General features: G+C 64.9%; 26 protein-coding genes. 18 read left to right on the top strand and 8 right to left on the bottom strand.

Features of this window, described 5'->3' with window-relative positions; all coding sequences use genetic code 11:
* The first annotated feature begins 29 nt into the window (after nt 1–29).
* Nucleotides 30–416, top strand: coding sequence for a peptidase C13 (locus tag ISP25_RS14005; RefSeq protein WP_192160320.1), 387 nt, complete (start codon nt 30–32; stop codon nt 414–416).
* 448 nt (nt 417–864) lie between these two features.
* Here the strand turns inward: ISP25_RS14005 and ISP25_RS14000 are convergent, their stop codons facing one another.
* The gene (locus ISP25_RS14000) at nt 865–1,419 is read right to left on the bottom strand and encodes a DUF1453 domain-containing protein (RefSeq protein ID WP_404614718.1); all 555 of its coding nucleotides are present in this window, start codon (nt 1,417–1,419) and stop codon (nt 865–867) included.
* Between the two features lie 193 nt (nt 1,420–1,612).
* Here ISP25_RS14000 and ISP25_RS13995 point away from each other — a divergent pair, with 193 nt between their 5' ends.
* Nucleotides 1,613–3,067: a tetratricopeptide repeat protein gene (locus tag ISP25_RS13995; protein WP_404614716.1), complete on the top strand. Its 1,455-nt coding sequence runs from the start codon at nt 1,613–1,615 to the stop codon at nt 3,065–3,067.
* Nucleotides 3,068–3,261: 194 nt separating this feature from the next.
* Here ISP25_RS13995 and gpmA read toward each other — a convergent pair whose 3' ends face one another.
* On the bottom strand, nt 3,262–4,005 hold the full coding sequence (gpmA, locus tag ISP25_RS13990; RefSeq protein WP_404614714.1) for a 2,3-diphosphoglycerate-dependent phosphoglycerate mutase: 744 nt from the start codon (nt 4,003–4,005) through the stop codon (nt 3,262–3,264).
* 117 nt (nt 4,006–4,122) lie between these two features.
* Between gpmA and ISP25_RS13985 the strand changes: the two genes are divergently transcribed.
* Together ISP25_RS13985 and ISP25_RS13980 are read left to right on the top strand one after the other, a co-directional pair.
* Entirely contained in the window at nt 4,123–4,797 is a 675-nt protein-coding gene (locus tag ISP25_RS13985) for a DUF4097 family beta strand repeat-containing protein (protein ID WP_404614712.1), read from the top strand.
* A 130-nt stretch (nt 4,798–4,927) separates the two neighbouring features.
* Nucleotides 4,928–5,149, top strand: a complete 222-nt coding sequence (locus ISP25_RS13980) for a hypothetical protein (RefSeq protein ID WP_404614710.1) — start codon at nt 4,928–4,930, stop codon at nt 5,147–5,149.
* Between the two features lie 49 nt (nt 5,150–5,198).
* Here the strand turns inward: ISP25_RS13980 and ISP25_RS13975 are convergent, their stop codons facing one another.
* Both ISP25_RS13975 and ISP25_RS13970 read right to left on the bottom strand, forming a co-directional pair.
* Entirely contained in the window at nt 5,199–5,744 is a 546-nt protein-coding gene (locus ISP25_RS13975; RefSeq protein WP_404614708.1) for an energy transducer TonB, read from the bottom strand.
* 132 nt (nt 5,745–5,876) lie between these two features.
* Nucleotides 5,877–7,160 (bottom strand): acetyl-CoA C-acetyltransferase, encoded by a 1,284-nt coding sequence (locus ISP25_RS13970; RefSeq protein WP_404614706.1) that lies wholly within the window; start codon nt 7,158–7,160, stop codon nt 5,877–5,879.
* 169 nt (nt 7,161–7,329) lie between these two features.
* Here ISP25_RS13970 and ISP25_RS13965 point away from each other — a divergent pair, with 169 nt between their 5' ends.
* The gene (locus tag ISP25_RS13965; protein WP_404614704.1) at nt 7,330–8,463 is read left to right on the top strand and encodes a hypothetical protein; all 1,134 of its coding nucleotides are present in this window, start codon (nt 7,330–7,332) and stop codon (nt 8,461–8,463) included.
* Between the two features lie 391 nt (nt 8,464–8,854).
* Here the strand turns inward: ISP25_RS13965 and ISP25_RS13960 are convergent, their stop codons facing one another.
* The gene (locus tag ISP25_RS13960) at nt 8,855–9,304 is read right to left on the bottom strand and encodes a GNAT family N-acetyltransferase (RefSeq protein ID WP_192160302.1); all 450 of its coding nucleotides are present in this window, start codon (nt 9,302–9,304) and stop codon (nt 8,855–8,857) included.
* A gap of 58 nt (nt 9,305–9,362) precedes the next feature.
* Nucleotides 9,363–10,364, bottom strand: coding sequence for an integron integrase (locus tag ISP25_RS13955; protein WP_404614702.1), 1,002 nt, complete (start codon nt 10,362–10,364; stop codon nt 9,363–9,365).
* A gap of 173 nt (nt 10,365–10,537) precedes the next feature.
* Here ISP25_RS13955 and ISP25_RS13950 point away from each other — a divergent pair, with 173 nt between their 5' ends.
* The 13 genes from ISP25_RS13950 (at nt 10,538) to pgm (ending at nt 22,407) form a co-directional block, all read left to right on the top strand.
* Nucleotides 10,538–10,960 carry a hypothetical protein gene (locus tag ISP25_RS13950; RefSeq protein ID WP_404614700.1) on the top strand — a complete coding sequence of 141 codons (423 nt, stop codon included), beginning with the start codon at nt 10,538–10,540 and terminating at the stop codon, nt 10,958–10,960.
* Between the two features lie 59 nt (nt 10,961–11,019).
* On the top strand, nt 11,020–11,514 hold the full coding sequence (locus ISP25_RS13945; protein ID WP_404614698.1) for a DUF6368 family protein: 495 nt from the start codon (nt 11,020–11,022) through the stop codon (nt 11,512–11,514).
* A gap of 78 nt (nt 11,515–11,592) precedes the next feature.
* Nucleotides 11,593–11,973 (top strand): hypothetical protein, encoded by a 381-nt coding sequence (locus tag ISP25_RS13940; RefSeq protein WP_404614696.1) that lies wholly within the window; start codon nt 11,593–11,595, stop codon nt 11,971–11,973.
* Nucleotides 11,974–12,025: 52 nt separating this feature from the next.
* The gene (locus tag ISP25_RS13935) at nt 12,026–12,442 is read left to right on the top strand and encodes a hypothetical protein (RefSeq protein WP_404614694.1); all 417 of its coding nucleotides are present in this window, start codon (nt 12,026–12,028) and stop codon (nt 12,440–12,442) included.
* A 75-nt stretch (nt 12,443–12,517) separates the two neighbouring features.
* The gene (locus ISP25_RS23200) at nt 12,518–12,901 is read left to right on the top strand and encodes a GFA family protein (protein WP_450088479.1); all 384 of its coding nucleotides are present in this window, start codon (nt 12,518–12,520) and stop codon (nt 12,899–12,901) included.
* Between the two features lie 539 nt (nt 12,902–13,440).
* A complete protein-coding gene (locus ISP25_RS13930) occupies nt 13,441–13,926 on the top strand; it encodes an SAM-dependent methyltransferase (protein WP_404614692.1) in 486 nt (161 codons plus the stop codon).
* Between the two features lie 116 nt (nt 13,927–14,042).
* The gene (locus ISP25_RS13925) at nt 14,043–14,411 is read left to right on the top strand and encodes a VOC family protein (protein WP_404614690.1); all 369 of its coding nucleotides are present in this window, start codon (nt 14,043–14,045) and stop codon (nt 14,409–14,411) included.
* Nucleotides 14,412–14,622: 211 nt separating this feature from the next.
* Nucleotides 14,623–15,003 carry a VOC family protein gene (locus ISP25_RS13920; RefSeq protein WP_404614688.1) on the top strand — a complete coding sequence of 127 codons (381 nt, stop codon included), beginning with the start codon at nt 14,623–14,625 and terminating at the stop codon, nt 15,001–15,003.
* A 456-nt stretch (nt 15,004–15,459) separates the two neighbouring features.
* Nucleotides 15,460–16,857 (top strand): glucose-6-phosphate dehydrogenase, encoded by a 1,398-nt coding sequence (gene zwf / locus ISP25_RS13915; protein ID WP_404614686.1) that lies wholly within the window; start codon nt 15,460–15,462, stop codon nt 16,855–16,857.
* On the top strand, nt 16,854–17,528 hold the full coding sequence (locus ISP25_RS13910) for an HAD family hydrolase (protein WP_404614684.1): 675 nt from the start codon (nt 16,854–16,856) through the stop codon (nt 17,526–17,528). Before zwf ends, ISP25_RS13910 begins: the two co-directional genes overlap by 4 nt.
* A gap of 67 nt (nt 17,529–17,595) precedes the next feature.
* Complete coding sequence (tal, locus tag ISP25_RS13905; RefSeq protein WP_404614682.1) at nt 17,596–18,681, top strand: transaldolase; 1,086 nt, start codon at nt 17,596–17,598, stop codon at nt 18,679–18,681.
* 209 nt (nt 18,682–18,890) lie between these two features.
* A complete protein-coding gene (pgi, locus tag ISP25_RS13900) occupies nt 18,891–20,558 on the top strand; it encodes a glucose-6-phosphate isomerase (RefSeq protein WP_404614680.1) in 1,668 nt (555 codons plus the stop codon).
* A gap of 202 nt (nt 20,559–20,760) precedes the next feature.
* A complete protein-coding gene (gene pgm, locus ISP25_RS13895) occupies nt 20,761–22,407 on the top strand; it encodes a phosphoglucomutase (alpha-D-glucose-1,6-bisphosphate-dependent) (RefSeq protein ID WP_404614678.1) in 1,647 nt (548 codons plus the stop codon).
* 81 nt (nt 22,408–22,488) lie between these two features.
* Here the strand turns inward: pgm and ISP25_RS13890 are convergent, their stop codons facing one another.
* Together ISP25_RS13890 and purD are read right to left on the bottom strand one after the other, a co-directional pair.
* Nucleotides 22,489–22,917 (bottom strand): hypothetical protein, encoded by a 429-nt coding sequence (locus ISP25_RS13890; RefSeq protein ID WP_404614676.1) that lies wholly within the window; start codon nt 22,915–22,917, stop codon nt 22,489–22,491.
* An 18-nt stretch (nt 22,918–22,935) separates the two neighbouring features.
* Nucleotides 22,936–24,216 carry a phosphoribosylamine--glycine ligase gene (gene purD / locus ISP25_RS13885; protein WP_404614674.1) on the bottom strand — a complete coding sequence of 427 codons (1,281 nt, stop codon included), beginning with the start codon at nt 24,214–24,216 and terminating at the stop codon, nt 22,936–22,938.
* Nucleotides 24,217–24,522 lie beyond the last annotated feature (306 nt).

Here is a 24,522-nt window from a genome sequence, read left to right as displayed (position 1 = left end):
CAGCCGCCGCCGCAGGAACCACGCACGCCATGTCCACCATCCTTGCCCTCGCCCTGCTGCTGGGCACTTCGCCGGCCGCCGCCGGCAACGGCGATTTCGAATCGCGCGTGCACGCCGCGAAGATGGCCGAGGCCGCCGCCACCGGGCCGGCCTATCAGAAGACGATGTGGGGCCAGATCGAGGGTTCCACCGCAGCGGCCTACAAGGGCTGCCTGGCCGTTTCCAAGAACGACAAGTCGCCGTTCACGCTGGTGCTGGACGTGGACGGGCATGGCAAGCCGCAGCACATCGCGGTGCAACCGGCTACGCCAGTCGCCAATTGCATGGCCGCGCATTTCGCTGGCCTGACCCTGCCCGCGCCGCCGGCGACGCCTGCACCGTACCCGCTGGAGATCGACTTCAGCGTGGCGCCCTGAGCGAGCGCCTGTCCGACCTTTCCAATTCGCCCACCTCCACCGAAGGGCGTTCTGCGCTATCGCAAAGAACAAGGCGGCTTCGGTCGCCTGCCGGCACCCGGATTCCATCTGCTCGCTAGCCCAAGCCAATGCGGAGGCGGTGGTGAACAACGGAGCTGGCAAGAAAGAGTGGAGAGCGGGATGTCAGCCAAGAGACGGAACCACGGACATCGGAACGGCTCCCGCCCACGCGATATGCGTGGCGGCCATTCCGCGCCGTCCATGGAAATCGAGGATCTCCGAGGTCGCGATAGCGACGCAAGCCAGACAGGGCGTGGCGCGCGAAACGTCCGCAAAGCAACCCGGAGGTGGCACAGCGAGCCATCCAACGACTTTGTTCCACGCCTTGCCTGGCGCCGGCGATTGCTCTCTTGCGCGGAAGCAATCCATCAAGAGCCTTGAAAGGCTCTCAGGCAACCGTCGTCGCGTGGGATTGCTGGTAACGCTTGTGGTGCACCAGCAGGCCGGCGAAATAGACAATGTAATAACCCACCAACAGGCCGATCAGCAGCATCGTCAGCGGACTGGCCTGGTAGCCCATCTGCATGCTCGTACCGGGCGGCGCGCTGGCGGCCAGTGCCTGGGCCTGCTGCATCTGCGGCGTCAACGCCATGAAGCGCCATACCAGCCGGCCCAGCAGCAGCGCGGTGAGTACGGCGCCGATCCACGGGTTCGGCACGTAGCAGTCGCCCTTCACCGGGTCGGTCTCGAAGCGCGTCAGGCGCAAGCCGGCGAAACCCAGCGCCGCGCCGACCACCGCACCCCCGAGCAGGCCTTCAGCCAGACGGATGTCATGCAGACCAGCGAGCATCAACAGGGCACCGATCACCGCGAAGATCGCGATGCGCACGATCATGCGTCCGCGCCGGATCGGCTGGCGGCCGAAATTGCGGCTGATGCGGCGCCAGATCATCAGGACCACCAACGGCACGATGATCACGTAGTTCATCAAGTGGGCAGGCATGGGACACTTCCGTGGCTGGAGATGCGTGCAGCCTAACCGCACCACACGCGCCGCGCGATGGACGAAGGGCATACGTCGCGCATGTATGCCGCCCACCAGAAAGATTGGGGGGACATCGCGCCAGGTGGGCCACGCGCGTCGCTCTATACTGCCGACGATCTGGCTGCCCTCCTCGACGATTTCCGCGCCCGACATGGTTAGCCCGATCCAACACCGTCAGCGACTGCTGAACGAGCTCGACCGGCTGGAGCGCCTCATCGCCGAGGGCGACCCGTCCGGCGAGCTGCGCCTCGAACGCGCCGACCTGCTGGCCCGTCTTGGGCGCGACACCGACGCCAAGGAAGCCTATATCGCCCTGCTGGCGGTGATGCCTAGCCACTTCCGCCTGCTCAACAATCTCGGCACCCTGCTCGACGGTCTGGGCTATACCAGCGCGGCGCGCACGCTTTATCGCGAGGCCGTCAAGCATCATCCCGGCCATCCGACCGGACTGATCAATCTCGGCACCTCTTTGCAGAAGGCGCGGGAATTCGAGGAAGCCCGCACCCATTTCGCTGCCGCTCTGGCTCTGGACCCCGACAGCATCGAGGCCAATCGCGGCATGGCCTACACCCTTGCCGGGCAGGGCGACGAGGCCGCAGCCCGGCCTTATCGCGAAAAGGGATTCCGCCAGCGTCCGACCTTGATTCGTCCCTACCGCGGCGATGCCGCACCCATCGAATTGCTGGTGCTGAGTTCGAGCGCCGGTGGCGCGGTGCCGATCCTCCAGCACGTCGACGACCGCCTGTTCGCGACCACCGTGCTGTTCGTCGATTTCGCCGATCCGACGGTGCCATTGCCGCCGCACCGGCTGATCTTCAACGCCATCGGCGACGCCGATCTCGCAGCGGCGGCGCTACAGGACGCATCGGCATTGGCAGCGCGCAGCACAGCCCCCGTCATCAACCGGCCCGAGGCGGTACGGGTCACCGGTCGGGCCGACAACGCCGAGCGGCTGGCAGGCATCCGGGGGCTGATCACGCCGAAAATGGCGATGCTGCCGCGCACATCTCTGTCCAATGCCGCCGCAATGCTGGCCGGCCGCGGCATCGCCTTTCCCTGCCTGCTGCGTTCACCGGGCTTCCATACCGGGCACCATTTCGTCCGCGTCGAGCGGCCGGAGGATCTGGCCGCGGCCGCGGCGGAGTTACCGGGCGAGGTGCTGATCGCGATCGAATATCTCGACGCCAGCGGCACCGACGGCAAGATCCGCAAATATCGCGTGATGATGATCGACCATGCGCTCTATCCGCTGCATGCTGCCGTGTCCCATGACTGGAAGGTGCATTATTTCACCGCCGACATGGCCGAGAACGCCGCACATCGGAGCGAGGACGAACGCTTCATCACCGCCATGGAAGAGGTGCTGACCCAAGATCAGCGGCGTACCTTGGCCGACATCGAAAAGGCCCTCGGCCTCGACTATGGCGGCATCGATTTCGGCATCGACCGCGCCGGCAATCTGCTGCTGTTCGAGGCCAATGCGACGATGGTGGTCAATCCAGTCGACAGCGACCCGCGCTGGACCTACCGCCGCGCACCGGTGCAGCAGGTGATGGATGCGATCCATGCCTTGCTGCACGACCGCGCCGCCCAGGGAACCTCCTGATTTTGCCCGTCATCCCAGCGAAGGCTGGACAAAGACGAACTATGCGAGCGTTGAACAGCCGAAGGCTCGCCCGAAAGGGCGAGCGCAACGAGTCATCCACTGTCTGCGGGCCATTGAATGCAAAGGCGCCGGATTCCTGCCTTCGCAGGAATGACGAGCAAGCATCCGGTTGATCAGACCTCCCCAGGAAGGCTTTACTTGGCCTTGCCCTGGTTGGCGACAGCCGCCATCTTCGCCTCGATCGCCGCGGCGTCGCCAAGGTAGTAGCGCTTCAACGGCTTGAGGTTGTCGTCGAACTCGTACACCAGCGGCACGCCGTTGGGGATGTTCATTTCCACGATGTCGGCGTCGGAAATGCCATCGAGATACTTCACCAGCGCGCGCAGCGAGTTGCCGTGCGCGGCCACCACCACGCGCTGGCCGGCCTTGATCGCCGGTGCCAGCACCTCGTGCCAGTACGGCAGCACGCGGGCCACGGTGTCCTTCAGGCATTCGGTGTCGGGGATCTGCTCGGGCTTCAGCGTGGCATAGCGCGGGTCGTGCACCGCTTCGTTCGCACTGCGTTCCAGCGGCGGCGGCGGAATGTCGTAGCTGCGGCGCCAGATCTTCACCTGCTCATCGCCGTACTTCGCCGCGGTCTCGGCCTTGTTGAGGCCGGTGAGCGCGCCGTAGTGGCGCTCGTTGAGGCGCCAGTCGGTGCGCACCGGCAGCCATGACATGTCCATCGCATCGAGCACGCCCCACAGGGTGTGCACCGCGCGCTTGAGCACCGAGGTGTGCGCCACGTCGAATGCGTAGCCTTCGCGCTTCAGCAGTTCGCCCGCCTCGCGCGCTTCCTCCCCGCCCAGCGCCGTGAGATCCACGTCGGCCCAGCCGCTGAAACGGTTGTCGAGGTTCCACTGCGACTGGCCGTGGCGGATCAGGACGAGCTTGTGCATGGCGTTTGGCTTCTCGGTGGGGAAGTGCGGCATGGTGCCACCATGCCGAAGGTCACGCCAACCATTTGCGGGTGCGCCGCATCCCAAGATGGTCATTCCCACGAACGGAGTCATGCCATGCGTCGCATCCTGCTTCCCCTCGCCATTTCCTCGGTCATCCTCGCGGCCGTCGCCATGCCGCTGGCGGCCGCCGCTTCGGACAACGACATCAGCAAGGTCAACGGTACCGTGCAGGTGGACGCCGGCCAGCACGCCGGGGACGTCAGCTCGGTGAACGGCAGCGTGCATATTGGCGACGGCGCCGTGGTGCAGGAAGCCAGCACCGTCAACGGCTCGCTGGATCTCGGCGCGCAGGCCCATGCCAGCAAGCTGGGTACGGTCAACGGCGCGATCCGGCTCGCCGATGGCAGCCAGGTCGACGGCACGGTCGAAGCCGTGAACGGCGCGATCAGCCTCGCCCGGGGCGCCCAGGTGAACGGCCACCTGTCCAACGTCAACGGCGGCATCAACCTCGACGACGCCCATGTCGCCGGCGGCCTGGAAACCGTGGCAGGCGACATCACCGTGGGCGCCAACTCGCATGTCGAGGGCGGCATCCTGGTCGATCAGCCGCATAACGGCTGGTTCCACTTCGGCAGCGATCACAAGCCGACGATCGTGATCGGACCGCACGCCGTGGTGCGGGGCACGCTGGAATTCCGCCGCGAGGTGGTGCTCAAGGTCAGCGAAAGCGCGCAGATCGGGCCGGTGAAGGGCGCCACGGTGGAGAAGTTCAGCGGGGCCGCACCGTAAAGCCACGATCGACCTTCATCGCCAGCAACAGGGCGGTTTGCCGGGCAAGCCGCCGCGGCCGGCATGGCCGCACTACCGCTGCGCCTTGCGCCACCCGCTCGGCACGAACCGTCCCGCAGAAGGAGCTGCCATGAACACCCGAACCGCCATCGCGGCCTTCGCCGCCGCGACGCTGGCCGCCTGCGCCAGCACGCCGATGAACCGCGACGCCTTGCGCCGGCATGGCGAGCGCAATTGCCGCGTCCAGGCCGTCGTGTCGCCCGCTTATGCCATCGACAGCGCGGGCACTGGCATACGAAGCGTCGCTTATGCCCGCTGCCTGCGCTCCGGCGGCTTCGAGGCAGAAACCTGAGGCAGGATGGCCTTACCTGGAAACGTCGGCATGCGAACCGATGCCGGTGTCACGGCGCTTCCGCCACCTGTCCGCCACGGGTGAAGCTCATCTGCAGATCGCTGCTGAAGCCGTCCGGGCGATCGGCAGGCACGGCGAAGCGCCAATGGCGCACGGTGTCCAAGGCATGGGCATCCAGCACGGGATCGCCGCTGGATTCGGCCAGCGATGCATCGACGACGAGACCGCTGCCGTCGACGGCGAGATGCAGCAAAACGCGGCCCTGCAGATGGCCTTCCATCTGCGGCCACGACACCGGCGTCTGCGGCATGGATACCGGCATCAGCTCCGGCGGCGGCGCGGCCGGCGCGGCCTGGGCGACGTCCATCACCGGTGGCAGCACCGCGCGATGCGTCGCGGCCACGGCGCGCGGCAGGCCCGGCGCGTGACGGCGCACCGCACGCGCCACGGGACGATGCGCCGCAGGCATGAAACCCGCCACGCGTTCGCTGGGACCGGCCCAGCCGGTGTTGAAGCCGCTCAGCCATTGCGTGCCGGAAATGCCGACCGCGAGGGCGAGCACGCTCAAGGTAGTGGTGGTGCGCAGGCGCAACATGCGGCCTTTATGCCCCAGCGCGGGCGAATCGCGGCTGAAGGGATCGACCGTAGGAGCGCACCCTGTGCGCGAATGCTTTTGGTTCCGGTCGAAGCACCAAGGCATTCGCGCACAGGGTGCGCTCCTGCCAAATCAGCGTTCGAGGATCGCGGTGACGCCCATGCCGCCGGCCGTGCAGATCGAGATCAGGCCGCGGCCCGACCCCTTCTGCTCCAGCATCTTCGCCAGCGTGGCGATGATGCGTGCGCCGGTGGCGGCGAACGGATGGCCGGTGGCGAGGCTGGAGCCGTGCACGTTGAGCTTGGCCGAGTCGATCGCACCCAGCGGCGCGTCCAGGCCCAGCCGGTTCTTGCAGTAGTCCGCGCTCTCCCACGCGCGCAGCGTGCACAACACCTGCGCGGCGAAGGCCTCGTGGATTTCGTAGAAATCGAAGTCCTGCAGGGTGAGGCCATTACGCTTGAGCAGGCGCGGCACCGCCACCGTAGGCGCCATCAGCAGGCCTTCGCCGTGCACGAAATCCACGGCGGCCACCTCGGCGTCGCGGAACCAGGCCTGCACCTTGAGGCCGCGCTGCGCGGCCCATTCCTCGCTGGCCAGCAGCACGGCAGCGGCGCCATCGGACAGACCGGTGGAGTTGCCTGCGGTGAGCGTGCCCTGGCCCGAGGTCTTGTCGAACGCGGGCTTGAGCGAGGCGAGCTTTTCGAGCGTGGTGTCCGGGCGCAGGAATCCGTCGCGCTTCAGGCCGCGGAACGGCACGATCAGGTCCTCGAAGAAACCGCTGTCGTAGGTGGCGGCGAGCTTGCGGTGGCTGTCCAGCGCCAGCTGGTCCTGCGCCTCGCGCGCCACCTTCCATTGCTTCGCCATCTGCTCGCAATGGTCCCCCATCGACTTGCCGGTACGCGGCTCGGCCACACCGGGAAAGGAAGGCTTGAGTTCCTTCAGCGAGAAGCGGTGCAGCGCGATCTTCAGCTTGTCCAACGGTGCCTTGGCGCGGTTGATCGCCAGCAGGCGCTTGCGCAGGCGTGTGCCGAAAACGATGGGCACGTCACTGGTGGTGTCCGAACCGGCGGCGATGCCGGCCTCGATCTGGCCCACCGCGATCTTGTTCGCCACGATGATCGCGTTGTCCAGCGACGTGCCGCAGGCGCGCGCGGTGGTGATGCCCGGCGTGGTGGGCGCGAGGCCGGAGGAAAGCAGCGCTTCGCGTGCGAGGTTCCAGTCCGAGGCGTGCTTGATCACCGCACCCAGCGCCACTTCGCCCAGCTCGACGCCATGCAGGCCGTAGCGCTCCACCAGAGCACCCAGGACTTTCACCGACATGCCGAAGTTGCCCACGTCGGCATAGGCCGTGTTGTTGCGGCAGAACGGGATCCGCACGCCACCGATCACACCCACGCGCCGCTGCATCTTTTCCATTCCGGGAAAATCCACCAAAGATTGCCTGCAAGGCTAACCCGCCCCGCCACCGTGCGAAAGCGTGGCAGGCCGCACAAGCCGGAATTCGTTCACAGGCAAGTCGGCCCGCTGCCGGGGCACGGCAGGTCCGCTTGCTAGAATCGCCCCTTTCCCTAGCGAATTCCCTGCCGTGGAAGCCTCCACCCTGATCGCCCTGCCCGTCGTACTCGCGCTGGAACCCGCGGCGGGCACCGCGCCGCGCGCCACCCTGAGCCGCGACGAGGCGGACGAGCTGGCTGGCCTGGTCGCCGCCGATCTGCGCGCTTTGCTGCCGCAAGTGGAACAGGCGCGGCTGGTGCTGGCCGGTGCGCTGTTCGATCCGGTGGAACTGCTGCGCCCTGGCTTCCCGGTATGGGCCACGCTGGACGAACTCGGCCGCCGCGTGCCGCGCGCCGGCGTGGCGCAGGTGGTGGCCTTCGGCAGCCACGAAGGCCACATGCCGGCACAGCCGCTGGAGCCCGCGCCGCACTATGCCGACGGCCCGATGCGCCTGCTGCCGCTGTCGCTGCTGGCGCCCGAGGAGCTCGCCGATGAACTCTCCGCACAGATCGAAGTGCAACTGGTCGGCCGCGGCGAAGCCGGCGCGCACACCGCCGACTGGCTGATGCGCACGCTGGGCGTGCGGCTCGAGCATGCGCGCTACCTCAGCCGCAACGACCTGCTGGCGCTCACCTGCGTGCAATACGAGCACGTCAACCTCGCGCCGCTGTGGAGCCTTCTGGAAGCGGCCCTGCTCACGCCGTACCGCGAGGAAAACGTGCTCAGCGCGCGCGGCCTGGCACTGCGCTACGAAAACGGCCGCGTGCTCACGCAATCGCCCGCCGAGTGGCTGGCCGCGCAGGACGGTGACGCCCCGGAACGCGCGCACGACTTCGCCGGCATCGTGTTCGAACTGCGCCAGTACGCCGCCCTGCTCGATGCACACACCCTGCCGTTGCGCCTGCAGTCCACGCCGGACAGCGAAGGCGAAGCCGGCTGGCTGCTTGAGCCCGTGGCGGCAGCCGATCCGCGGCACGAAACGCCGCAGCTTTATGCCCACGAAGCACCCGGCCTCGGCGTCGTGGCGGTCACCGCCGCGCAGCTGGGTGAAGACAACAGGCCACGCGTGCTCGCACACGGCTACCCGCTGCAGCCACGCGCGCTCAGCCCGCTGCTCGCCGCGCTGGCTGCCCGTTACGGCTGCGCCGCCGAACTGCAGATGCCGGGCCGCATCATGCTGGACGAACATGGCCTGCTTGCCGCGCCTTCCGCATCGCTGCACTGAGACAGGGTCTGCATCACCCCCTTCCCCTTCGGGAGACAAATCGGCAGAAATGCCGTTTGCACGGCGAAGCCGCCCAAAAGGTGGGGCGAAGGGATGTGCCGAATGAAGGTGGCGCGCAGCGCTAGATGAAGGCGCGTGCGAAGCGCGTGGACGAAGCCTGCGATCGGGTTCAACGACGTGCTTCGCCCATATCCTCACCCCGGACCTCCCGAAGGAAGAAGAGCTTTGGGGAATCTTGAATAACCGCTTTTGTTCGTCATTCCCGCGAAAGCGGAAATCCATTTCGACCTTGCGGAACATTCACTACGGGTTCCCGCTTTCGCGGGAATGACAGCGGCGGGAGTTTTTCGAAGTTCCCCATGCAGCGGCGATACCAGAGCGGCATGCGCCTTCAAAGCACCTGCTCATACATCTCGTAATGGCAACGGTGCATGCCTTGCCGCTCGTAGGTGGCCTGTGCACGACCGTTTTCCGTCTCTACGTACAGGCGCAGACTCGCCGCCCGCGCCGCGCGGGCGCGACGTTCCACCTCCGCATACAGTGCACGGAACGCCCCGTCGCGCCGGGCTTCGGGCACCACGTACACGCTCTGGATCCACCAGTAATCGCCATTGCGCCAGTCGCTCCATTCGAACGTGACCATCAAGCCGCCCACCGCCACGCCGTCCCGCTCGGCCACCAGATAGAAGCCGCGCTGCGGCTGCTCGAACACGCCTCGCACGCCGCATTCCAGCACCTTCGGGTCCAGCTCAAGCCCTTCGGTCTCGAGCGCCATGGCCGCGTTCCAGGCGCACAGCGCGGGTATGTCGGCGGCGGTGGCAGGACGGATCGACAGCGTCATCTCGGCGTTTCCGGCAAGGAGCAAAGCACCATCGTAGCGCGCGCCGCACCACGGACACTCACCGGTCCAGCGGGCTCAATACGCCGTGGCCACCGCGGTTGAGCACGTGCGTGTAGATCTGCGTGGTCGACACATCCTTGTGTCCGAGCAGCTCCTGCACCGTGCGGATGTCGCTGCCCGACTCCAGCAGGTGCGTGGCGAACGAGTGGCGCAACGTGTGCGCGCTCACCGGCTTGGCGATGCCCGCGTCGCGGCATGCCTTCTTCAACGCGCGTGTCAGCATGCCGTCGTCGAAATGGTGCCGGCGTTCGGTGCCGTCGCGCGGATCGACCGCACGCCGGGGCGCGGGAAACACATACTGCCAACCGAACTCCCGCGGCGCCGACGGATACTTGCGCGCCAGTGCAAACGGCAGCCACGTCGCACCGAAACCTTCGCGCAAATCGGCCTGGTGCAATTGGCGCGAACGCTCCAGCTCCTGGCGCAGAGGCTCGGCCAGCGCCCGCGGCAGCATGGTTCGACGGTCCTTGCCGCCCTTGCCATCGCGCACGATGATCTCGCCGCGGTCGAAATCCACGTCCTTCACACGCAAGCGCAGCGCTTCCATCAGGCGCAAGCCGGCGCCGTAGAGCAGGCAGGCCAGCAACCGCGGACGGCCGTCCATGTGCGCCAGCAGCCGTGTCACCTCCTCGTGCGACAGCACCGTGGGCACCCGAGTCGGCCGCTTCGCCCGGGTCACGCCTTCCAACCACGGCAACTCGATCCCAAATACTTCGCGATACAGGAATAGCAAAGCGGACAACGCCTGGTTCTGCGTGTTGGCTGCAACCTGGTTGCGCACGGCCAATCGGGAAAGAAAGGCTTCCAATTCCGCGGCGCCCATATCGCGCGGATGGCGCTTGCCGTTGGCCAGGATGAAGCGGCGAATCCAGCCCACGTAGATCTGCTCCGTGCGCAAGCTGTAGTGCTTCACCCGCAGTACCCGCCGCACTTCGTCCAGCAGCCGCGGCGCCTTGGCGGGAATACCATGCGTATCGCCGTTTTCGGAGTGACAAGACATACAAACCTCGTTCTGCGAGATACGCATACGAGCGTGCCCCTGAGTGGAGGCCGAAAGGAACCGGGCAAGTGCATGATTGCTTGTAGGATTTCCTAGCTTGACGAGATGAGTGCAAGCGCGGAGCATCCGTGCGTATGCCCCAATTCGGGGTCTACTAAGCGTTAGGCAGCGCAATGAAGCGATTCTGGCCATGGATATATTTAGCGTTGTTTGCAGCCGCCTTCCTTGGCGGCCTGCCGATCTTTGGTAAAGCTCAAGGCCATACCAACGTCGACTGGGTGTTCGTCACCGTCTCTTTCTTAGGCCTCCTCGCCTTTCCGTCCTTGGCGGTCGGGTATGCGCGTTCACGCACAACGACTCGCCTTCTCACCGCTTCGTTTTCGCGCGGGTTTCGCGGGGGTTGGTGGGTAGACCCCTTGCAGTGCCTTCGGGTAACTAGCCTGTTGCTTGGCGGCATGTTCCTTGGGTCACTGTTTACGTTGCCTCATGCCACATCGCAGGGCGTCATGATTGTGTGGTGGTACGCTGCTATGGCTTTTGGCTTAACAGCTGGCGAGCTTGTCGCACTCAAGGTGTTTCGCGGCAGCGTTGCCTAACATCTCGTTCAAGGCGGACGGCTTCGCCGCCGCTTAACTCAAGCGTTAGGCGTCAATACATGGCTGGCCCAACATGTTCAGTTCTCTCGCCGATGAATTTCGCGCCGGAGCAACTGGTTGCCGAACTCATCGCCCTTGTCGGTAGCGCCGACGGTCGGAGCGGTTTTGTCGTGAGAGATACGCGGACTGTCGGGGGATCGTACGAGGGTGACGGCAGGCCGTTCATTTGGTTTGTTGAGCCCAAGTCATCCGCTGAAATGTCACTCATTGGCGATGTTTGCGGATTCCTCCCAGCTCAAAACATAGGTTTGGGCGCAATGTGCAACCAAGCAATCGATCATCGGATCCTCGGGGACTTGGCCTTATGGATCGCGGAGAGGCTCGCAGGCGTCGTAGACCTTGGCGGCACATTGCCTGTGCCCCATGATTCGCCTGGCCGCGTTCTCAGCGTTCCGTACGATACGGAAGCGGGTTGGCAGTCTGAGTACGTGGTTATGGATTCGACTGCATTTCGGAGTTGGCTGTCTCACTCATCGTTCGCCATGGTGAAGTAATGGAACCACGCTACGGCCTAACCCATCATCCCAGCGGACCGGCTTCGCCGGCCGCTGAATTCAAACGTTAGGTCTCAAATGCGCAACCTTGTCGCTCAGCTGTATGGCGGTAGCTGGAGGCGGTCTGTCCAGAAGGCAGCCGAACTGGTTCAAGCCGAAGAGGCGGAACAGGTTGTTCAAGACCTCACCCGCAGCAGCGGCTGGCGCGAACGGGTCGTCGCAGCAAAGCTTGTCTCGGCCTTTGGCCTGCGACATTGCGTTGCACCGTTAGTACGCACATTTGCAGCAGGGCCCGAGAACTACACGGCCATCGCATTCGCCACGCTACTCGCCGAAGTTGAGGTCCCCGACAAAGACCAATTGCTTGGCCAGTTGCGCGCGGCCTGCCCCGATAGTTCATACGGGAAGCATCTGCTTGAAGTCATTCAAAATGCCAGCGCTGCGTCGCCAGAGAGTTAACCCTTCTGCCAAGGCGCAAGCCCCTACGTCGAAGGCTAGGCGGTAGGCAGTCATGAGCTTCGAACTCTTCGTCCAATGCTTCGAAAATGGCAAGCCTTCTGGCATCCCGCGTGATGCTATCCGCGATGCTTTCGGCGCTTTTCTTTCAGAGCCAGAATCAAGCTATTGGCATCTATCTTTCGGGCCACGCGAGTCATGTTCGCTGTTTCTTTCACCGCTGGCCGGCGCACCTAGCCATGTCCACAGCATCACTGTCGAACGCCCATGCGCAGACCTGCGTCTATGGCAGGGTCTCGCTCAACTTTTGGCCCACGACCATACTGTGCTTTACTTTCCCGGGTGTCCAGGCCCATTGCTGCTCAATCCTCAAACCGCGCGTCACTTGCCGCGCGATATGTTCGACGGGCTCGGAGATCCCATTGTGGTTGCTGTAGGCCAAGACATTCTGCGGTGCATCGAGGCCGCCTGACCACTCGTTCAAGCGAAAGGCTCCACCACCGCTTAACTCCGGCGTTAGGCAGCACAACAACCAGCGACGCACTCCATGAACACGGAACAACCTTCACCATCGCTGCACGGTTCCTGTCACTGCGGATCGGTGCGCCTCACACTTCCGGAAGCGCCGGAAACGGCTACGAGTTGCAACTGCTCTTTGTGCCGGCGCACCGGCGGAATTTGGGCCTATTACGAACTTGGATCGGTATCCATCCAAGGCCATCCCGAGAACACGGAAAGCTACGTCTGGGGTGATCGAACGCTTAGGAACTTCCGGTGCAAGACCTGCGGTATCGCCACCCACTGGGAACCGGTCGAGTCCACGCCCGGTGCTCGGCACGGAGTGAATCTGCGGAACTTCGAACCCGCACTCTTGGAGTCGCTCGTCGTCCGGCGGTTCGACGGGGCAGACACCTGGAAATTCCTTGATTGAACGCCTGCCTTCTGTCACATCGGGTGTTCAGGAGTTCACAGGTGCCGTCTAACAGTCCGTCCAAACCGGCGCGAGGCGCGGCTTAACTCAGGCGTCAGGAGTGAAAATGGAGTGCTTCGCTCATTCAAATTCCAATGCGATTGGCATCTGCAAGTCTTGCGGTAAAGGCGTGTGCCACACATGCGCAATTCCAGTCACACGAGGTCTCGCTTGTTCCGCCGAGTGCAGGCCCATCGCGGAATCGCTCTCCAAGGCTCAGCTGGTCTCTATCCGCAACATTGGACTGGCTTCGGCACAACGTACAGCACAACCGTTTTTTGCTCTTCTTTCGCTGGCCCTTGGCCTTTTCCTCTTGGCGAAAGGTAGCTCCGATGTATTCACATGGTTCTTTATTGCTACCGGGGGCGGTCTCGGCCTAGCCCAGCTCGTTTCGTGGCGCAAACGCGGCAGCTGAGCCGCTCAGCACACCCCAAACAACTCGTTCAAGGCGGCCCGCATCGCCGCCCCCTGACTCCAGCGATATGCGTCTACGGAGCGTCATGCCAATCGTTGTCGAACCTGTCGGGTACGTTCATGCATCGCGGCCTCACGCCGAAGATGATTTCTGGGGTAGCGAGGAAGCTCGCATCGAGCTTGCTCCGTCCCTTTCCGCCGAAGCGCTGCAAGGCCTTGCCGAGTTTTCGCACGCCGAGATCCTGTTCGTCTTTCATCAAGCCCAGGAGTCCAAAATTGTTTCTGGCGCACGACACCCCCGCAACAATCCCGACTGGCCACCCGTCGGCATCTTTGCCCAGCGCGGCAAAAATCGCCCCAACCGCATCGGCAGCACGATCTGTCGCGTCTTGCGCGTACACGGCACCGCTCTCGTCGTCGCAGAGCTGGACGCCATTGACGGCACGCCCGTCCTGGACATCAAGCCAGTCATGCAAGAGTTTCTTCCCAGGCATACGGTGCGACAACCGTCCTGGTCACACGAGCTTATGGCGGAATACTGGCTCACCAAGCAACGCGCAGACGACGCGTAACCAGTCACTCGCGCAAGGCGGCCATGCAGAGATCTCGGTAAATTGCCAGTTCTCGCGACGGCGGTCGCTTGCCTCAAACGTCATGCTTCGCGCGCTTACGCGCTTCAGGAGGACTCATGTTTGACCACGTCGTATTCGGGACCAGCGACTATGCGGCGAGCAAGGCGTTTTTCCTCAAGGCACTCGAACCGATCGGCATGGCCGTGGTTTCGGAGGGGTCGCTAGGCATCGAACTCAGCGCAGACGGCAAGACTTCGTTGTGCATACGCCGAATCGAGGAGAAGCCCGCGCATCTCCATCTGGCGTTCGTGGCCCAGAATCGCCAGCAGGTCGACGCTTTCCATCGTGCGGCACTTGAGGCGGGTGGCAAGGACAATGGCGCGCCCGGGCTGCGCCCGAATTACAGTGGGAAATACTACGCAGCTTTCGTTATTGGACCGGATGGGCACAACATCGAAGTCGTGTGCCACGAGTCGGAGTCCTGACTCCGCGATCCGGCTGACGCTATGCCGGCGCCGGTGAACTCCGGTGTCGGACCCCAGCTTGATTGTTTCCTGGCAACGCTCCTCGATCGTGGCTGCCATCGAGACGGTAGCTCAGGAATGCATCGCGGGAACTCAAGGCTATCGCCTTCTGGCTTATCCTCGGCTGGGCCGGACCTCACGCAGATATCGGATTGCCCCGGGAGTGAATCAGATGAAACGCGTAACAGGCATTGGCGGCATTTTCTTCAAATCCCCGGATCCCGAGCGCCTGGGAACCTGGTACCGCGACCACCTCGGGTTGGACGTAAGCGACTGGGGCGGCGCCATATTTCAATGGGGCGGCCCTGACAGTGAGGCCGGCATGACCATCTGGAGCGCATTTGCACAGGACACGAAGAAAATGGAGCCAGGCTCCGCGTCCTTCATGATCAACTTCCGCGTCGACGATCTCGATGCACTGCTGGCCGCCATGCGCGCAGAAGGTTGCCATGTTCTCGACGAGACGGAGTCCTCGGACTTCGGCAAGTTCGGCTGGGTCATTGACCCGGACGGCAACAAGATTGAACTGTGGGAGCCGCCGGCAGGCCAGTGAACTACGCACGGCTGCTCGGCTGCACATTCAAATCGAACTGCTTGCTGCGCTGGGCTGGTGGCTGCCGGCGCGACAACGTTGCCCTGCAGTTGCGCGGCACGTGACGTTCGCTTCCGGCCACCCGCTCGAGGGCTGCCCAGGCCCGTTCCCAAGGGGAGACAGGTCGCGACCATGGAACTGGACACATACAGGGACGTGCCCGAGCCAACTGTGCTGATCAATCGGGTACGGCACGACAGTGAACATACGCAGGCCCGGCGGCTCGATCCATCGCAACAGCGGGCGCTGCCCTGCCCTGTTGCAGTCAGCCGCCGCCGATTCCCTTAGCATCGCTTGCGCGCAGGCTTCACCTTCCCCCCGGCATGCTGAAGCGGGTGCCAGGCATCCGCGCATCATGCGAATCTCCACTTTCCCGCGCGTCGCCTGCGACGCCCCCGCCCTCTACGGAGCAGCTCCATGGCAAACCCCGCTTCCGATGCGCTGGTGTTTTTCGGCGCCACCGGCGACCTGGCTTTCAAGCAAATCTTTCCCGCGCTGCTGGCGATGGTGGCTCGCGACGGCCTGGACCTGCCGATCATTGGCGTGGCTCATGCCGACTGGTCGCCAGAGCAGCTGCGGCAGCGCGCGCGCGACAGCGTGACGGCGGCGGCGCAAAAGAACGGCGGGGCCGTCGATGAAGCCGCGTTCGCAAAGCTGTCCGGGCTCCTGAAATACGTCAACGGTGACTACCAGGACGCCAGCACCTTCACCCGGTTGAAGCAGGCGCTGGGCGACGCGCAGGCACCGCTGCACTACCTCGCGATCCCGCCTTCGCTGTTCGGCGCGGTGGTGACCCATCTCAAATCCGCGGGTTGCGCGGACAATGCGCGGGTGGTGGTGGAGAAGCCCTTCGGGCACGACCTCGCCTCCGCGCGCGCGCTCAATGCCACGCTGCACGAGGTGTTCCCCGAGCACGCGATCTTCCGCATCGACCACTATTTGGGCAAGGAGGCGGTACAGAACTTGCTGTACTTCCGCTTCGCCAACAGCGTGCTGGAGCCGGTATGGAACAACCGCTACGTGGACAGCGTGCAGATCACCATGGCCGAGCAGTTCGGCGTGGAAGGACGAGGCAATTTCTACGAGGGCGTGGGCGCGATACGCGACGTGCTGCAGAACCACTTGCTGCAGGTGACCTCGCTGCTGGCGATGGACGCGCCCATCGGCCACGACCCAGCCGCGCTGAACGCGGAGAAGCTGCGGCTGTTCCGTGCGATGCGTCCGCTGGAGCCGAAGGACGTGGTGCGCGGCCAGTTCAAGGGCTACCGCGACGTGTCCGGCGTAGCCCCGGACTCCGATGTGGAGACCTTCGTGGCGCTGCGCCTCGCCATCGACACCTGGCGCTGGTCGGGCGTGCCGTTCCTGATCCGCGCGGGCAAACGCCTGCCGCTCACCACCACGCAGGTGATGGTGGACATGAAGAAGCCGCCGATGTCGGTGTTCGACGAGGTGACGGCGCAGCAATCCAATTACTTCCGCTTCCGGCTCAGCCCCCAGGTGGTGATCGCCGAGGGCATGCGGGTGAAGCGCCCGGGCGAAGCGATGGAGGGCGATCCGGTGGAACTGGTCGCACACCACCGCGAGAGCACGGACAAGTCGCCCTATGAACGCCTGCTCGGCGACGCGCTGCGCGGCGACAATGCGCTGTTCACCAGCGACGAATGCGTGGAAGCGGCATGGCGCGTGGTGGACAACGTGCTGGAGCATGAGCAGGTGGTGCATTTCTACGAGCCCGGCAGCTGGGGCCCGAGTGAGGCCGCCGCACTGGCCGGCGACGAGGGTTGGCACGATCCGCAGCCGGAGGCCGCGCCGTGACGGGTGCCGAGCAGTTGGTCATCCTGCTCGACGTCGACGACACCTTGCTCGACAACGACCGCTTCTCCGCCGATCTCGGCAATGCGCTGGAACAACGCTTCGGCGTCACCGAACGCGACCGCTACTGGGCCATCTACGACGAATTGCGCAATGCATTGGGCTATGCCGATTACCTCGGCAGCCTGCAACGTTTCCGCAACGGGCTGGACAACCATCCCGCCTTGCTGGGCATGTCCGACTTCCTGCTCGACTATCCCTTCGAGCAGCGGTTGTACCCAGGCGCGATGGAAACCCTTGCGCACCTGCGCACACTGGGCCGGCCAGTGATCCTCTCCGACGGCGACGTGGTGTTCCAGCCGCGCAAGGTGCATCGCGCCGGCCTGTGGGACGCGCTGCACGGCGACGTGCTGATCTACGTGCACAAACAGCAGATGCTGGACGGCATGCAGCAGCGCTACCCCGCCGCGCATTACGTGATGGTGGACGACAAGCCGCAGATCCTTGCCGACATGAAGCGCCTGATGGGCGCGCACCTCACCACGGTATGGGTGAGGCAGGGCCATTACGCCGCCGCCGCGGCAAGCCAGCACATCGAACCGGCGCCCGACATGGAGATCGCGTGCATCGCGGAACTGTGCGGGCGTAAGCTTGGGGACTTCCTGCAAGCTTGAACGAATCACGCATCGCAGCTTCGGCCGCGGCAACCAGCATCCACCTCCACACCTCCCCGGAGCCATCATGAAAGCAACCCAGCAACTCCACGATCTCGGCCAGAGCCTGTGGCTGGACAACATCACCCGCACCTTGCTCGACAATGGCACGCTGGCGCGCTACATCGCGGAGCTCTCGGTCACCGGCCTGACCTCCAATCCCAGCATCTTCGATGCGGCCATCGGCGAGGGCGAGGCCTACGATGCCGGCATTCACGCCAAATCGCTGGTGGGCCTGTCGGGCGAGACGCTGTTCATGGAGCTGGCGCTGGAAGACCTGCGCCGTGCCGCCGACCTGTTCAAGCCGATCTTCGACGCCACCCACCAGGTGGACGGCTGGGTGTCGATGGAAGTGTCGCCGCTGCTGGCCGCCGATACCGCCGGCACCATCACCGCCGCTGCCACGATCCATGCACAGGCGGAACGGCCGAACCTGTTCGTGAAGATTCCCGGCACGCCCGAGGGCATTCCCGCCATCGAGGAAGCCATCTACCGCGGCATTCCGGTCAACGTGACCCTGCTGTTCTCCTGCGCACAGTACGTCGCCGCGGCGGAGGCGTATCTGCGCGGCATCGAGCGCCGTGTCGCCGAAGGCAAGGATCCGCAGGTCGCCTCGGTGGCCTCGGTGTTCCTCAGCCGCTGGGACGTGGCCGCCAATCCGCAGCTGCCCGCCGATCAGCACAACCGGCTCGGCATTGCGGTCGCCAAGCAGACTTACCGCGCCTACCGCGAACTGCTGGCCTCGCCGCGCTGGCAGAAGCTGGCCACCGCCGGCGCACGCCCGCAGCGCGTACTGTGGGCCAGCACCGGCAGCAAAGACCCCAACGCCTCCGACACGCTGTACGTGGATGCACTGGGCGCGCCCGACACGGTGGACACCATTCCCGAAAAGACCCTGCTCGCGGTGGGCGACCACGGCAAGCCCGGTCCGGCGCTCCCGATGGATGGCGGTGACGCCGACGCGGTGCTCGCCTCGGTGACCGCCGCCGGCGTGAACCTCGATGCGCTGGCGACGAAACTGCAGCAGGATGGCGCCGAAGCCTTCGTGAAGTCGTGGAAGCAGCTCCTGCAGCGCATTGCCGACAAGCAGGCTGCGTTGTCGGCCAAGCATTGAAGGTGTCCGCACAGCGATATCGGGTGTTTCCACTGCAAAGCCCCTCTCCCTCCGAGGGAGGGGCCGGGACGAGGGTACGTGCGGAGCATCCCCTCGAAACCCGTCGCAAGGTTCGCCCCTGCGTTTCGCATGCACCCGCATCCGGCGCCGCACGCCACCTTCTCCCGTAGGGGGAAGGTAAAGCCCGAGTCCCCAAGGAACCCATACCCATGAGCCGCGCCGAACTCACCCTGCTGCCCGAGTGGCAAGCCCTGCAGCAACACTGCAACCACGTCGCCACCGGCCACTTGCGCGAACTGTTCGCCGCCGACCCCAGACGCGGCGAGCGCTTCGTCGCCGAGGCGGTGGACCTGTACTTCGACTACTCCAAGCAACGCGTGGACGACGAGGCGCTGCGCCTGCTGCGCGCACTGGCCGACGCGCGCGATCTCAAGGGCCACATCGCGGCGATGTTCCGCGGCGACCACATCAACACCACCGAGAACCGCGCGGTGCTGCACGTGGCCCTGCGCGCGACGCGCAACGCGCACATCCTCGTCGATGGCCAGGACGTGGTGCCGGACGTGCACGAAGTGCTCGATCGCATGGCCGCGTTTGCCGACGCCGTGCGCAGCGGCACGTGGAAGGGCCAAACCGGCAAGCGCATCCGCAACGTGGTGAGCATCGGCATCGGCGGCTCCGACCTCGGCCCGGTGATGGCGTACGAGGCGCTGCGCGACTATAGCCAGCGCGACATGACGTTCCACTTCGTCTCCAACGTGGACGGCGTCGATTTCGCCGAGGCGGTGCGCGACCTCGATGCTGCCGAAACGCTGTTCATCGTCTGCTCCAAGACTTTCACCACGTTGGAAACGCTCACCAACGCGCACGCGGCGCGCGCGTGGTGTGTCAAGGCGCTGGGCGACGAGAGCGCTGTGGCCAGGCATTTCGTTGCGGTTTCCACCAACGCTGAGGGCGTGGCGAAGTTCGGCATCGACACGGCCAACATGTTCGGTTTCTGGGACTGGGTGGGCGGCCGCTACTCGATGGACTCGGCGATCGGCCTGTCCACCATGATTGCCGTCGGTCCGGACCATTTCGGCGACATGCTCGCCGGCTTCCGTGCGATGGACGAGCACTTCCGCAGCGCGCCGTTCGAGGCCAACCTGCCGGCGCTGATGGGCCTGATCGGCGTGTGGAATGCCAACTTCCTAGACGCCGCCACGGTGGCGGTGCTGCCCTACGAGCAGTACCTCAAGCGCTTCCCCGCGTACCTGCAGCAGCTCACGATGGAGAGCAACGGCAAGCATGTCACGCTGGACGGCGCGCACGTGGACTACGCCACCGGGCCGATCTACTGGGGCGAGCCGGGCACCAACGGCCAGCATTCGTTCTACCAGCTGATCCACCAGGGCACGCGGCTGGTGCCCTGCGATTTCATCGGCTTCGGCAAGACCCTGCAGCCCGTGCCCGCGCAGGGCGGCGGCGACCAGCACGACCTGCTGATCGCCAACCTGATCGCGCAGGGCGAGGCGCTGGCCTTCGGCAAGACCGCCGAGGAAGTGCGTGCCGAAGGCACGCCGGAAGCGCTGGTTCCGCACCGTACGTTCGAGGGCAACCGGCCCAGCACCACGATTCTTGCTGAGCGGCTCACCCCGTTCGCGTTGGGCAGCCTGATCGCGCTGTACGAACACAGCGTGTTCGTGCAAGGCGTGATCTGGGACATCGACTCCTTCGACCAGTGGGGCGTGGAACTGGGCAAGCAACTCGCCAAGACCACCATCGCCGAGCTGGTGGCGAAAGACGAGCCGAAGCTGGCGCACGACAGCTCGACCAATGCGCTGATCCGCCGCTATCGCGCGCTGCGCGATGGCAAATCCACACAAGAGAACGCGTGAGCAGCAACCACACGAAGGCCTTCAAAAGCTGTCATCCCGGTGCAGGCCGGGATCCAGTCACGGCCATGCCAGTCCGAGCCGTATCCTCACTGGATGAGTCGCTACGCTCACCCATTCGGGGGCGCTCTGCAGGCATTCTTCGCACTACATACTTGTCCGGCCTGCGCCGGAATGACGGCAGAAAATCACTGTTCGAGGTTCCATGAGCCAACAGATCAGCCCGCTCGCCGGCAAGCCGGCGCCGAAGTCCATCCTCGTCGACGTGCCAAGACTGCTCGCGGCGTACAGCGAACTGAAGCCCGATCCTGCCGTGCCGGCGCAGCGCGTGGCGTTTGGCACCTCGGGCCATCGCGGCTCGTCGTTCGAGCGCAGCTTCAACGAGGCCCACATCCTCGCGGTGAGCCAGGCAATCTGCGAATACCGCAAGGCCAAGGGCATCGACGGCCCGCTGTTCATCGGCGCCGACACCCACGCGCTGTCGCAGCCTGCACTCGAGAGCGCGCTGGAAGTACTGGCCGCGAACGGCGTGGAAACAATGATCTCCACCGGCGGCGAATTCACCCCCACGCCGGCGGTGTCGCACGCCATCCTCGTGCACAACCGCGCCCGCATCTCGGGCCTGGCCGACGGCATCGTCATCACGCCCTCGCACAACCCGCCGGCCGACGGCGGCTTCAAGTACAACCCGCCCAACGGCGGCCCCGCCGACACCGACATCACCAAGTGGGTGGAGAACCGCGCCAACGCGTTGCTGGAAGGCGGCCTGCGCGAAGTGCGGCGCGTGCCGTATGCGCAGGCGCGCCGTGCCGCCACCACGCACGAACACGATTACCTCAACACCTATGTCGCCGACCTCGCGAACGTGGTGGACTTCGACGCGATCCGCAGTGCCGGCGTGCGCCTTGGCGTCGATCCGCTGGGCGGCGCGGGCGTGCATTACTGGTCAGCGATCGCCGAACGCCATCGCATCGAGCTGGACGTACTGAGCGAAGCGGTCGACCCGCAGTTCGCCTTCATGAGCGTGGACTGGGACGGCAAGATCCGCATGGACCCCTCGTCCAGCTACGCGATGCAGCGCCTGATCGGCCTGCGCGACAAGTACGACGTGGCCTGCGCCTGCGACACCGACCACGACCGCCACGGCGTGGTGACACGCTCGGCGGGGCTGCTGCCCGCCAACCATTACCTCACCGTGCTGGTGGACTACCTCTATCGCCATCGTCCGCAATGGAGCGCGCAAGCGGCGGTGGGCAAGACCGTGGTGAGCACCGCGCTGATCGATCGCGTAGCTCAGCGTCTTGGCCGCAAGCTCTACGAAGCGCCGGTGGGCTTCAAGTGGTTCGCGCCCGGGCTGCACGACGGCACGCTGGGCTTCGGCTGCGAGGAAAGCGCGGGTGCCTCGCTGCTGCGCATGGACGGCAGCGCGTGGAGCACCGACAAGGACGGCCTGGTACCGGGCCTGCTCGCCGCGGAAATCACCGCGCGCGAAGGTCGCGACCCCGGCGAGGTGTATGCGCGCATCACCGATGACCTCGGCCGACCCTACAGCCGCCGCATCGACGCCACCGCCATGCTGGCGCAGAAGACCACGCTCTCCAAGCTGTCGCCCGGGCAGCTCAAGGCCGAACGCATCGCTGGCGACAAGGTCGTCAGCGTGCTCGACAAGGCACCCGGCAACGGTGCCGCCATCGGCGGCATCAAGGTGGTCACCGAAGGCGGCTGGTTCGCCGCACGTCCGTCGGGCACCGAGGCGATCTACAAGATTTATGCCGAAAGCTTCAAGGACGAAGCGCATCTCGACAGTCTGTTGCAGGAAGCGCAGTCGGTGGTGGATGCGGCGTTGGCTTGAGGACTTGATTGAACTCCGCATCGTTCGCCTCGACTTCGCTAGCCATTGCAGGCCGTGCGCAGCGGGAACGAAGCACCCAAGTCAAGTGGCGCCAGGAGCACCTGCGCTGGACGAGATCTTCGGATGCTCATACGACACACCTTCGAGACCAACATAAAATTTGTTCTCTTTGGTGGTTACGATCAACTCAACCAACAACTCGCCGTCGTCCTGATCAAGCGGCAAGAAACACTCCACCAGTCCAAACAGCATGCAGTCGTTTGGCTGTTTGAAGTACTTGACCAAGATGCGTGCTTCACGCGATGGATCGACGATTGCGGATCGACCCTCAATCGTAAGGTCATGTTCAATATCAAACGCAATCGCATCGGCTAATGGTCTGCCATACGCCATGGCATAACCAAAGCGATCGCAAACGCCAAGATAGTTGCGGTTCTTGATCATTTGCACGAGCTCCGCGCCAAAGTGGGCCAGCGGTTCCTGGTAGGTCTGCTCGTATGTGATTTCCATAAGCAACCTGACTACGGATCAGCGGTGCAAGGCCCGGTGCGCGATGTCGCGCCGGCAGAACGAACCTTCGAAGCGGATCTTCGACACCGCGTCATATGCCCGTTCGCGCGCGGCGGCGATGTCCTTGCCCAGCGCACACACGGTAAGCACGCGGCCGCCGGCCGTGGTCGCATGCCCTTCGGCATCGAGCTTCGTTCCGGCATGGAACACCTTCGCATCGGCGCCGAAGTTACTGTCCAGGCCTTCGATTACGTCGCCGCTGCGCACCTTGCCGGGGTAGCCGCCGGCGGCCATCACCACGCCGATGGATGGGCGCGCATCCCACTGCACACGGGTGTGGTGCAACTCGCCGTCCAGCGCGGCCTCGATCAGTTCCACCAGATCGGACTTCAGGCGCAGCATGATGGGCTGCGTTTCCGGATCGCCGAAGCGCACGTTGAACTCGATGACCTTGGGATTGCCCTGCTTGTCGATCATCAGGCCCGCGTAGAGGAAGCCGATGAAGGGCGCGCCCTCCATCGCCATGCCGTGCAGCGTGGGCTCGATCACTTCCTTGAGGATGCGCTTCTCCACCTCGGGTGTGACCACCGGCGCAGGCGAGTAGGCACCCATGCCGCCGGTGTTGGGGCCGAAGTCGCCATCGTCGCGGCGCTTGTGGTCCTGGCTCGACGCCATCGGCAGCGCGTGCTGGCCGTCGCTCATCACGATGTAACTGGCTTCCTCGCCGTCGAGGAATTCCTCGATCACCACGCGTGCGGAGGCATCGCCGAAGGCGTGCGCGCCCAGCATGTCGTGCAACGCCAGCTCCGCATCGGCCTGGGTGAGTGCCACCACCACGCCCTTGCCGGCGGCGAGGCCGTCGGCCTTGATCACGATGGGCGCGCCGTGTTCCCGCACATAGGCCAGCGCAGGATTCAGTTCGGTGAACACCGCATAGCGCGCGGTGGGGATGTTGTGGCGCAGGAGGAAATCCTTGGCGAAAGCCTTGGAGCCTTCCAGCTGCGCGGCGATCGCACGCGGCCCGAAGATGCGCAGGCCCGCCGCGCGAAACTTGTCCACCACGCCGGCCACCAGCGGTACCTCGGGGCCGACCACGGTCAGCTCCACCTTCTCGCGTTTCGCCAGCGACAGCAGGCCGTCGAGGTCGGTCACCGCAACGTCCGCGTTGCGCACGCCGCGTTCGCGCGCGGTGCCCGCGTTGCCCGGCGCCACGATCACTTCGTCGACCCGCAGCGACTGCTTGAGCTTCCACGCCAGCGCGTGCTCGCGGCCGCCGTTGCCGATGACGAGAACCTTCATGCCGATGACTCCGAGGGACGCTGCCGCGTGGAAGTGGGCGGCTATTGTAGCGGCAGCGCGCACGGCGGTTCCGGATCGCCTGCTGGCCCGCAGGCGTGGGACCGCCCGATGGGCTTTCGCCACACGTGATTCGATACCGTCGGCGGCGACTCAGGATGGCTTGTCGGTAGCATCGCCTAAAGACAGGCGCACACGGGTCGATCAGACAGGGGTGGCGCTGGGGAAATGTTGCAAGGTCATTGCGCGACCGGCCTCACGGGTGCGGACAGAGCGGGATCTTCGACTTGGGGGACGAAGCCGCGCCCC

The sequence above is a fragment of the Rhodanobacter hydrolyticus genome, from assembly GCF_044904645.1.
Note: the sequence above shows the minus strand (reverse complement) of the source record. Positions and strands in the feature narration are given on the sequence as shown.

Excerpts from the sequence above, each read along its gene's own strand:
- ISP25_RS13930 (WP_404614692.1), top strand. The coding sequence starts at position 13,441 with ATGCCAATCGTTGTCGAACCTGTCGGGTACGTTCATGCATCGCGGCCT.
- tal (WP_404614682.1), top strand. The coding sequence starts at position 17,596 with ATGAAAGCAACCCAGCAACTCCACGATCTCGGCCAGAGCCTGTGGCTG.
- ISP25_RS13890 (WP_404614676.1), bottom strand. The coding sequence starts at position 22,917 with ATGGAAATCACATACGAGCAGACCTACCAGGAACCGCTGGCCCACTTT.
- ISP25_RS13995 (WP_404614716.1), top strand. The coding sequence starts at position 1,613 with ATGGTTAGCCCGATCCAACACCGTCAGCGACTGCTGAACGAGCTCGAC.
- purD (WP_404614674.1), bottom strand. The coding sequence starts at position 24,216 with ATGAAGGTTCTCGTCATCGGCAACGGCGGCCGCGAGCACGCGCTGGCG.
- pgi (WP_404614680.1), top strand. The coding sequence starts at position 18,891 with ATGAGCCGCGCCGAACTCACCCTGCTGCCCGAGTGGCAAGCCCTGCAG.
- ISP25_RS14000 (WP_404614718.1), bottom strand. The coding sequence starts at position 1,419 with ATGCCTGCCCACTTGATGAACTACGTGATCATCGTGCCGTTGGTGGTC.
- ISP25_RS13950 (WP_404614700.1), top strand. The coding sequence starts at position 10,538 with ATGAAGCGATTCTGGCCATGGATATATTTAGCGTTGTTTGCAGCCGCC.
- ISP25_RS13945 (WP_404614698.1), top strand. The coding sequence starts at position 11,020 with ATGGCTGGCCCAACATGTTCAGTTCTCTCGCCGATGAATTTCGCGCCG.
- ISP25_RS13940 (WP_404614696.1), top strand. The coding sequence starts at position 11,593 with ATGCGCAACCTTGTCGCTCAGCTGTATGGCGGTAGCTGGAGGCGGTCT.
- ISP25_RS13980 (WP_404614710.1), top strand. The coding sequence starts at position 4,928 with ATGAACACCCGAACCGCCATCGCGGCCTTCGCCGCCGCGACGCTGGCC.
- gpmA (WP_404614714.1), bottom strand. The coding sequence starts at position 4,005 with ATGCACAAGCTCGTCCTGATCCGCCACGGCCAGTCGCAGTGGAACCTC.
- ISP25_RS13925 (WP_404614690.1), top strand. The coding sequence starts at position 14,043 with ATGTTTGACCACGTCGTATTCGGGACCAGCGACTATGCGGCGAGCAAG.
- ISP25_RS13985 (WP_404614712.1), top strand. The coding sequence starts at position 4,123 with ATGCGTCGCATCCTGCTTCCCCTCGCCATTTCCTCGGTCATCCTCGCG.
- ISP25_RS14005 (WP_192160320.1), top strand. The coding sequence starts at position 30 with ATGTCCACCATCCTTGCCCTCGCCCTGCTGCTGGGCACTTCGCCGGCC.
- ISP25_RS23200 (WP_450088479.1), top strand. The coding sequence starts at position 12,518 with ATGAACACGGAACAACCTTCACCATCGCTGCACGGTTCCTGTCACTGC.
- ISP25_RS13955 (WP_404614702.1), bottom strand. The coding sequence starts at position 10,364 with ATGTCTTGTCACTCCGAAAACGGCGATACGCATGGTATTCCCGCCAAG.
- ISP25_RS13920 (WP_404614688.1), top strand. The coding sequence starts at position 14,623 with ATGAAACGCGTAACAGGCATTGGCGGCATTTTCTTCAAATCCCCGGAT.
- ISP25_RS13935 (WP_404614694.1), top strand. The coding sequence starts at position 12,026 with ATGAGCTTCGAACTCTTCGTCCAATGCTTCGAAAATGGCAAGCCTTCT.
- ISP25_RS13970 (WP_404614706.1), bottom strand. The coding sequence starts at position 7,160 with ATGGAAAAGATGCAGCGGCGCGTGGGTGTGATCGGTGGCGTGCGGATC.
- ISP25_RS13975 (WP_404614708.1), bottom strand. The coding sequence starts at position 5,744 with ATGTTGCGCCTGCGCACCACCACTACCTTGAGCGTGCTCGCCCTCGCG.
- pgm (WP_404614678.1), top strand. The coding sequence starts at position 20,761 with ATGAGCCAACAGATCAGCCCGCTCGCCGGCAAGCCGGCGCCGAAGTCC.
- zwf (WP_404614686.1), top strand. The coding sequence starts at position 15,460 with ATGGCAAACCCCGCTTCCGATGCGCTGGTGTTTTTCGGCGCCACCGGC.
- ISP25_RS13960 (WP_192160302.1), bottom strand. The coding sequence starts at position 9,304 with ATGACGCTGTCGATCCGTCCTGCCACCGCCGCCGACATACCCGCGCTG.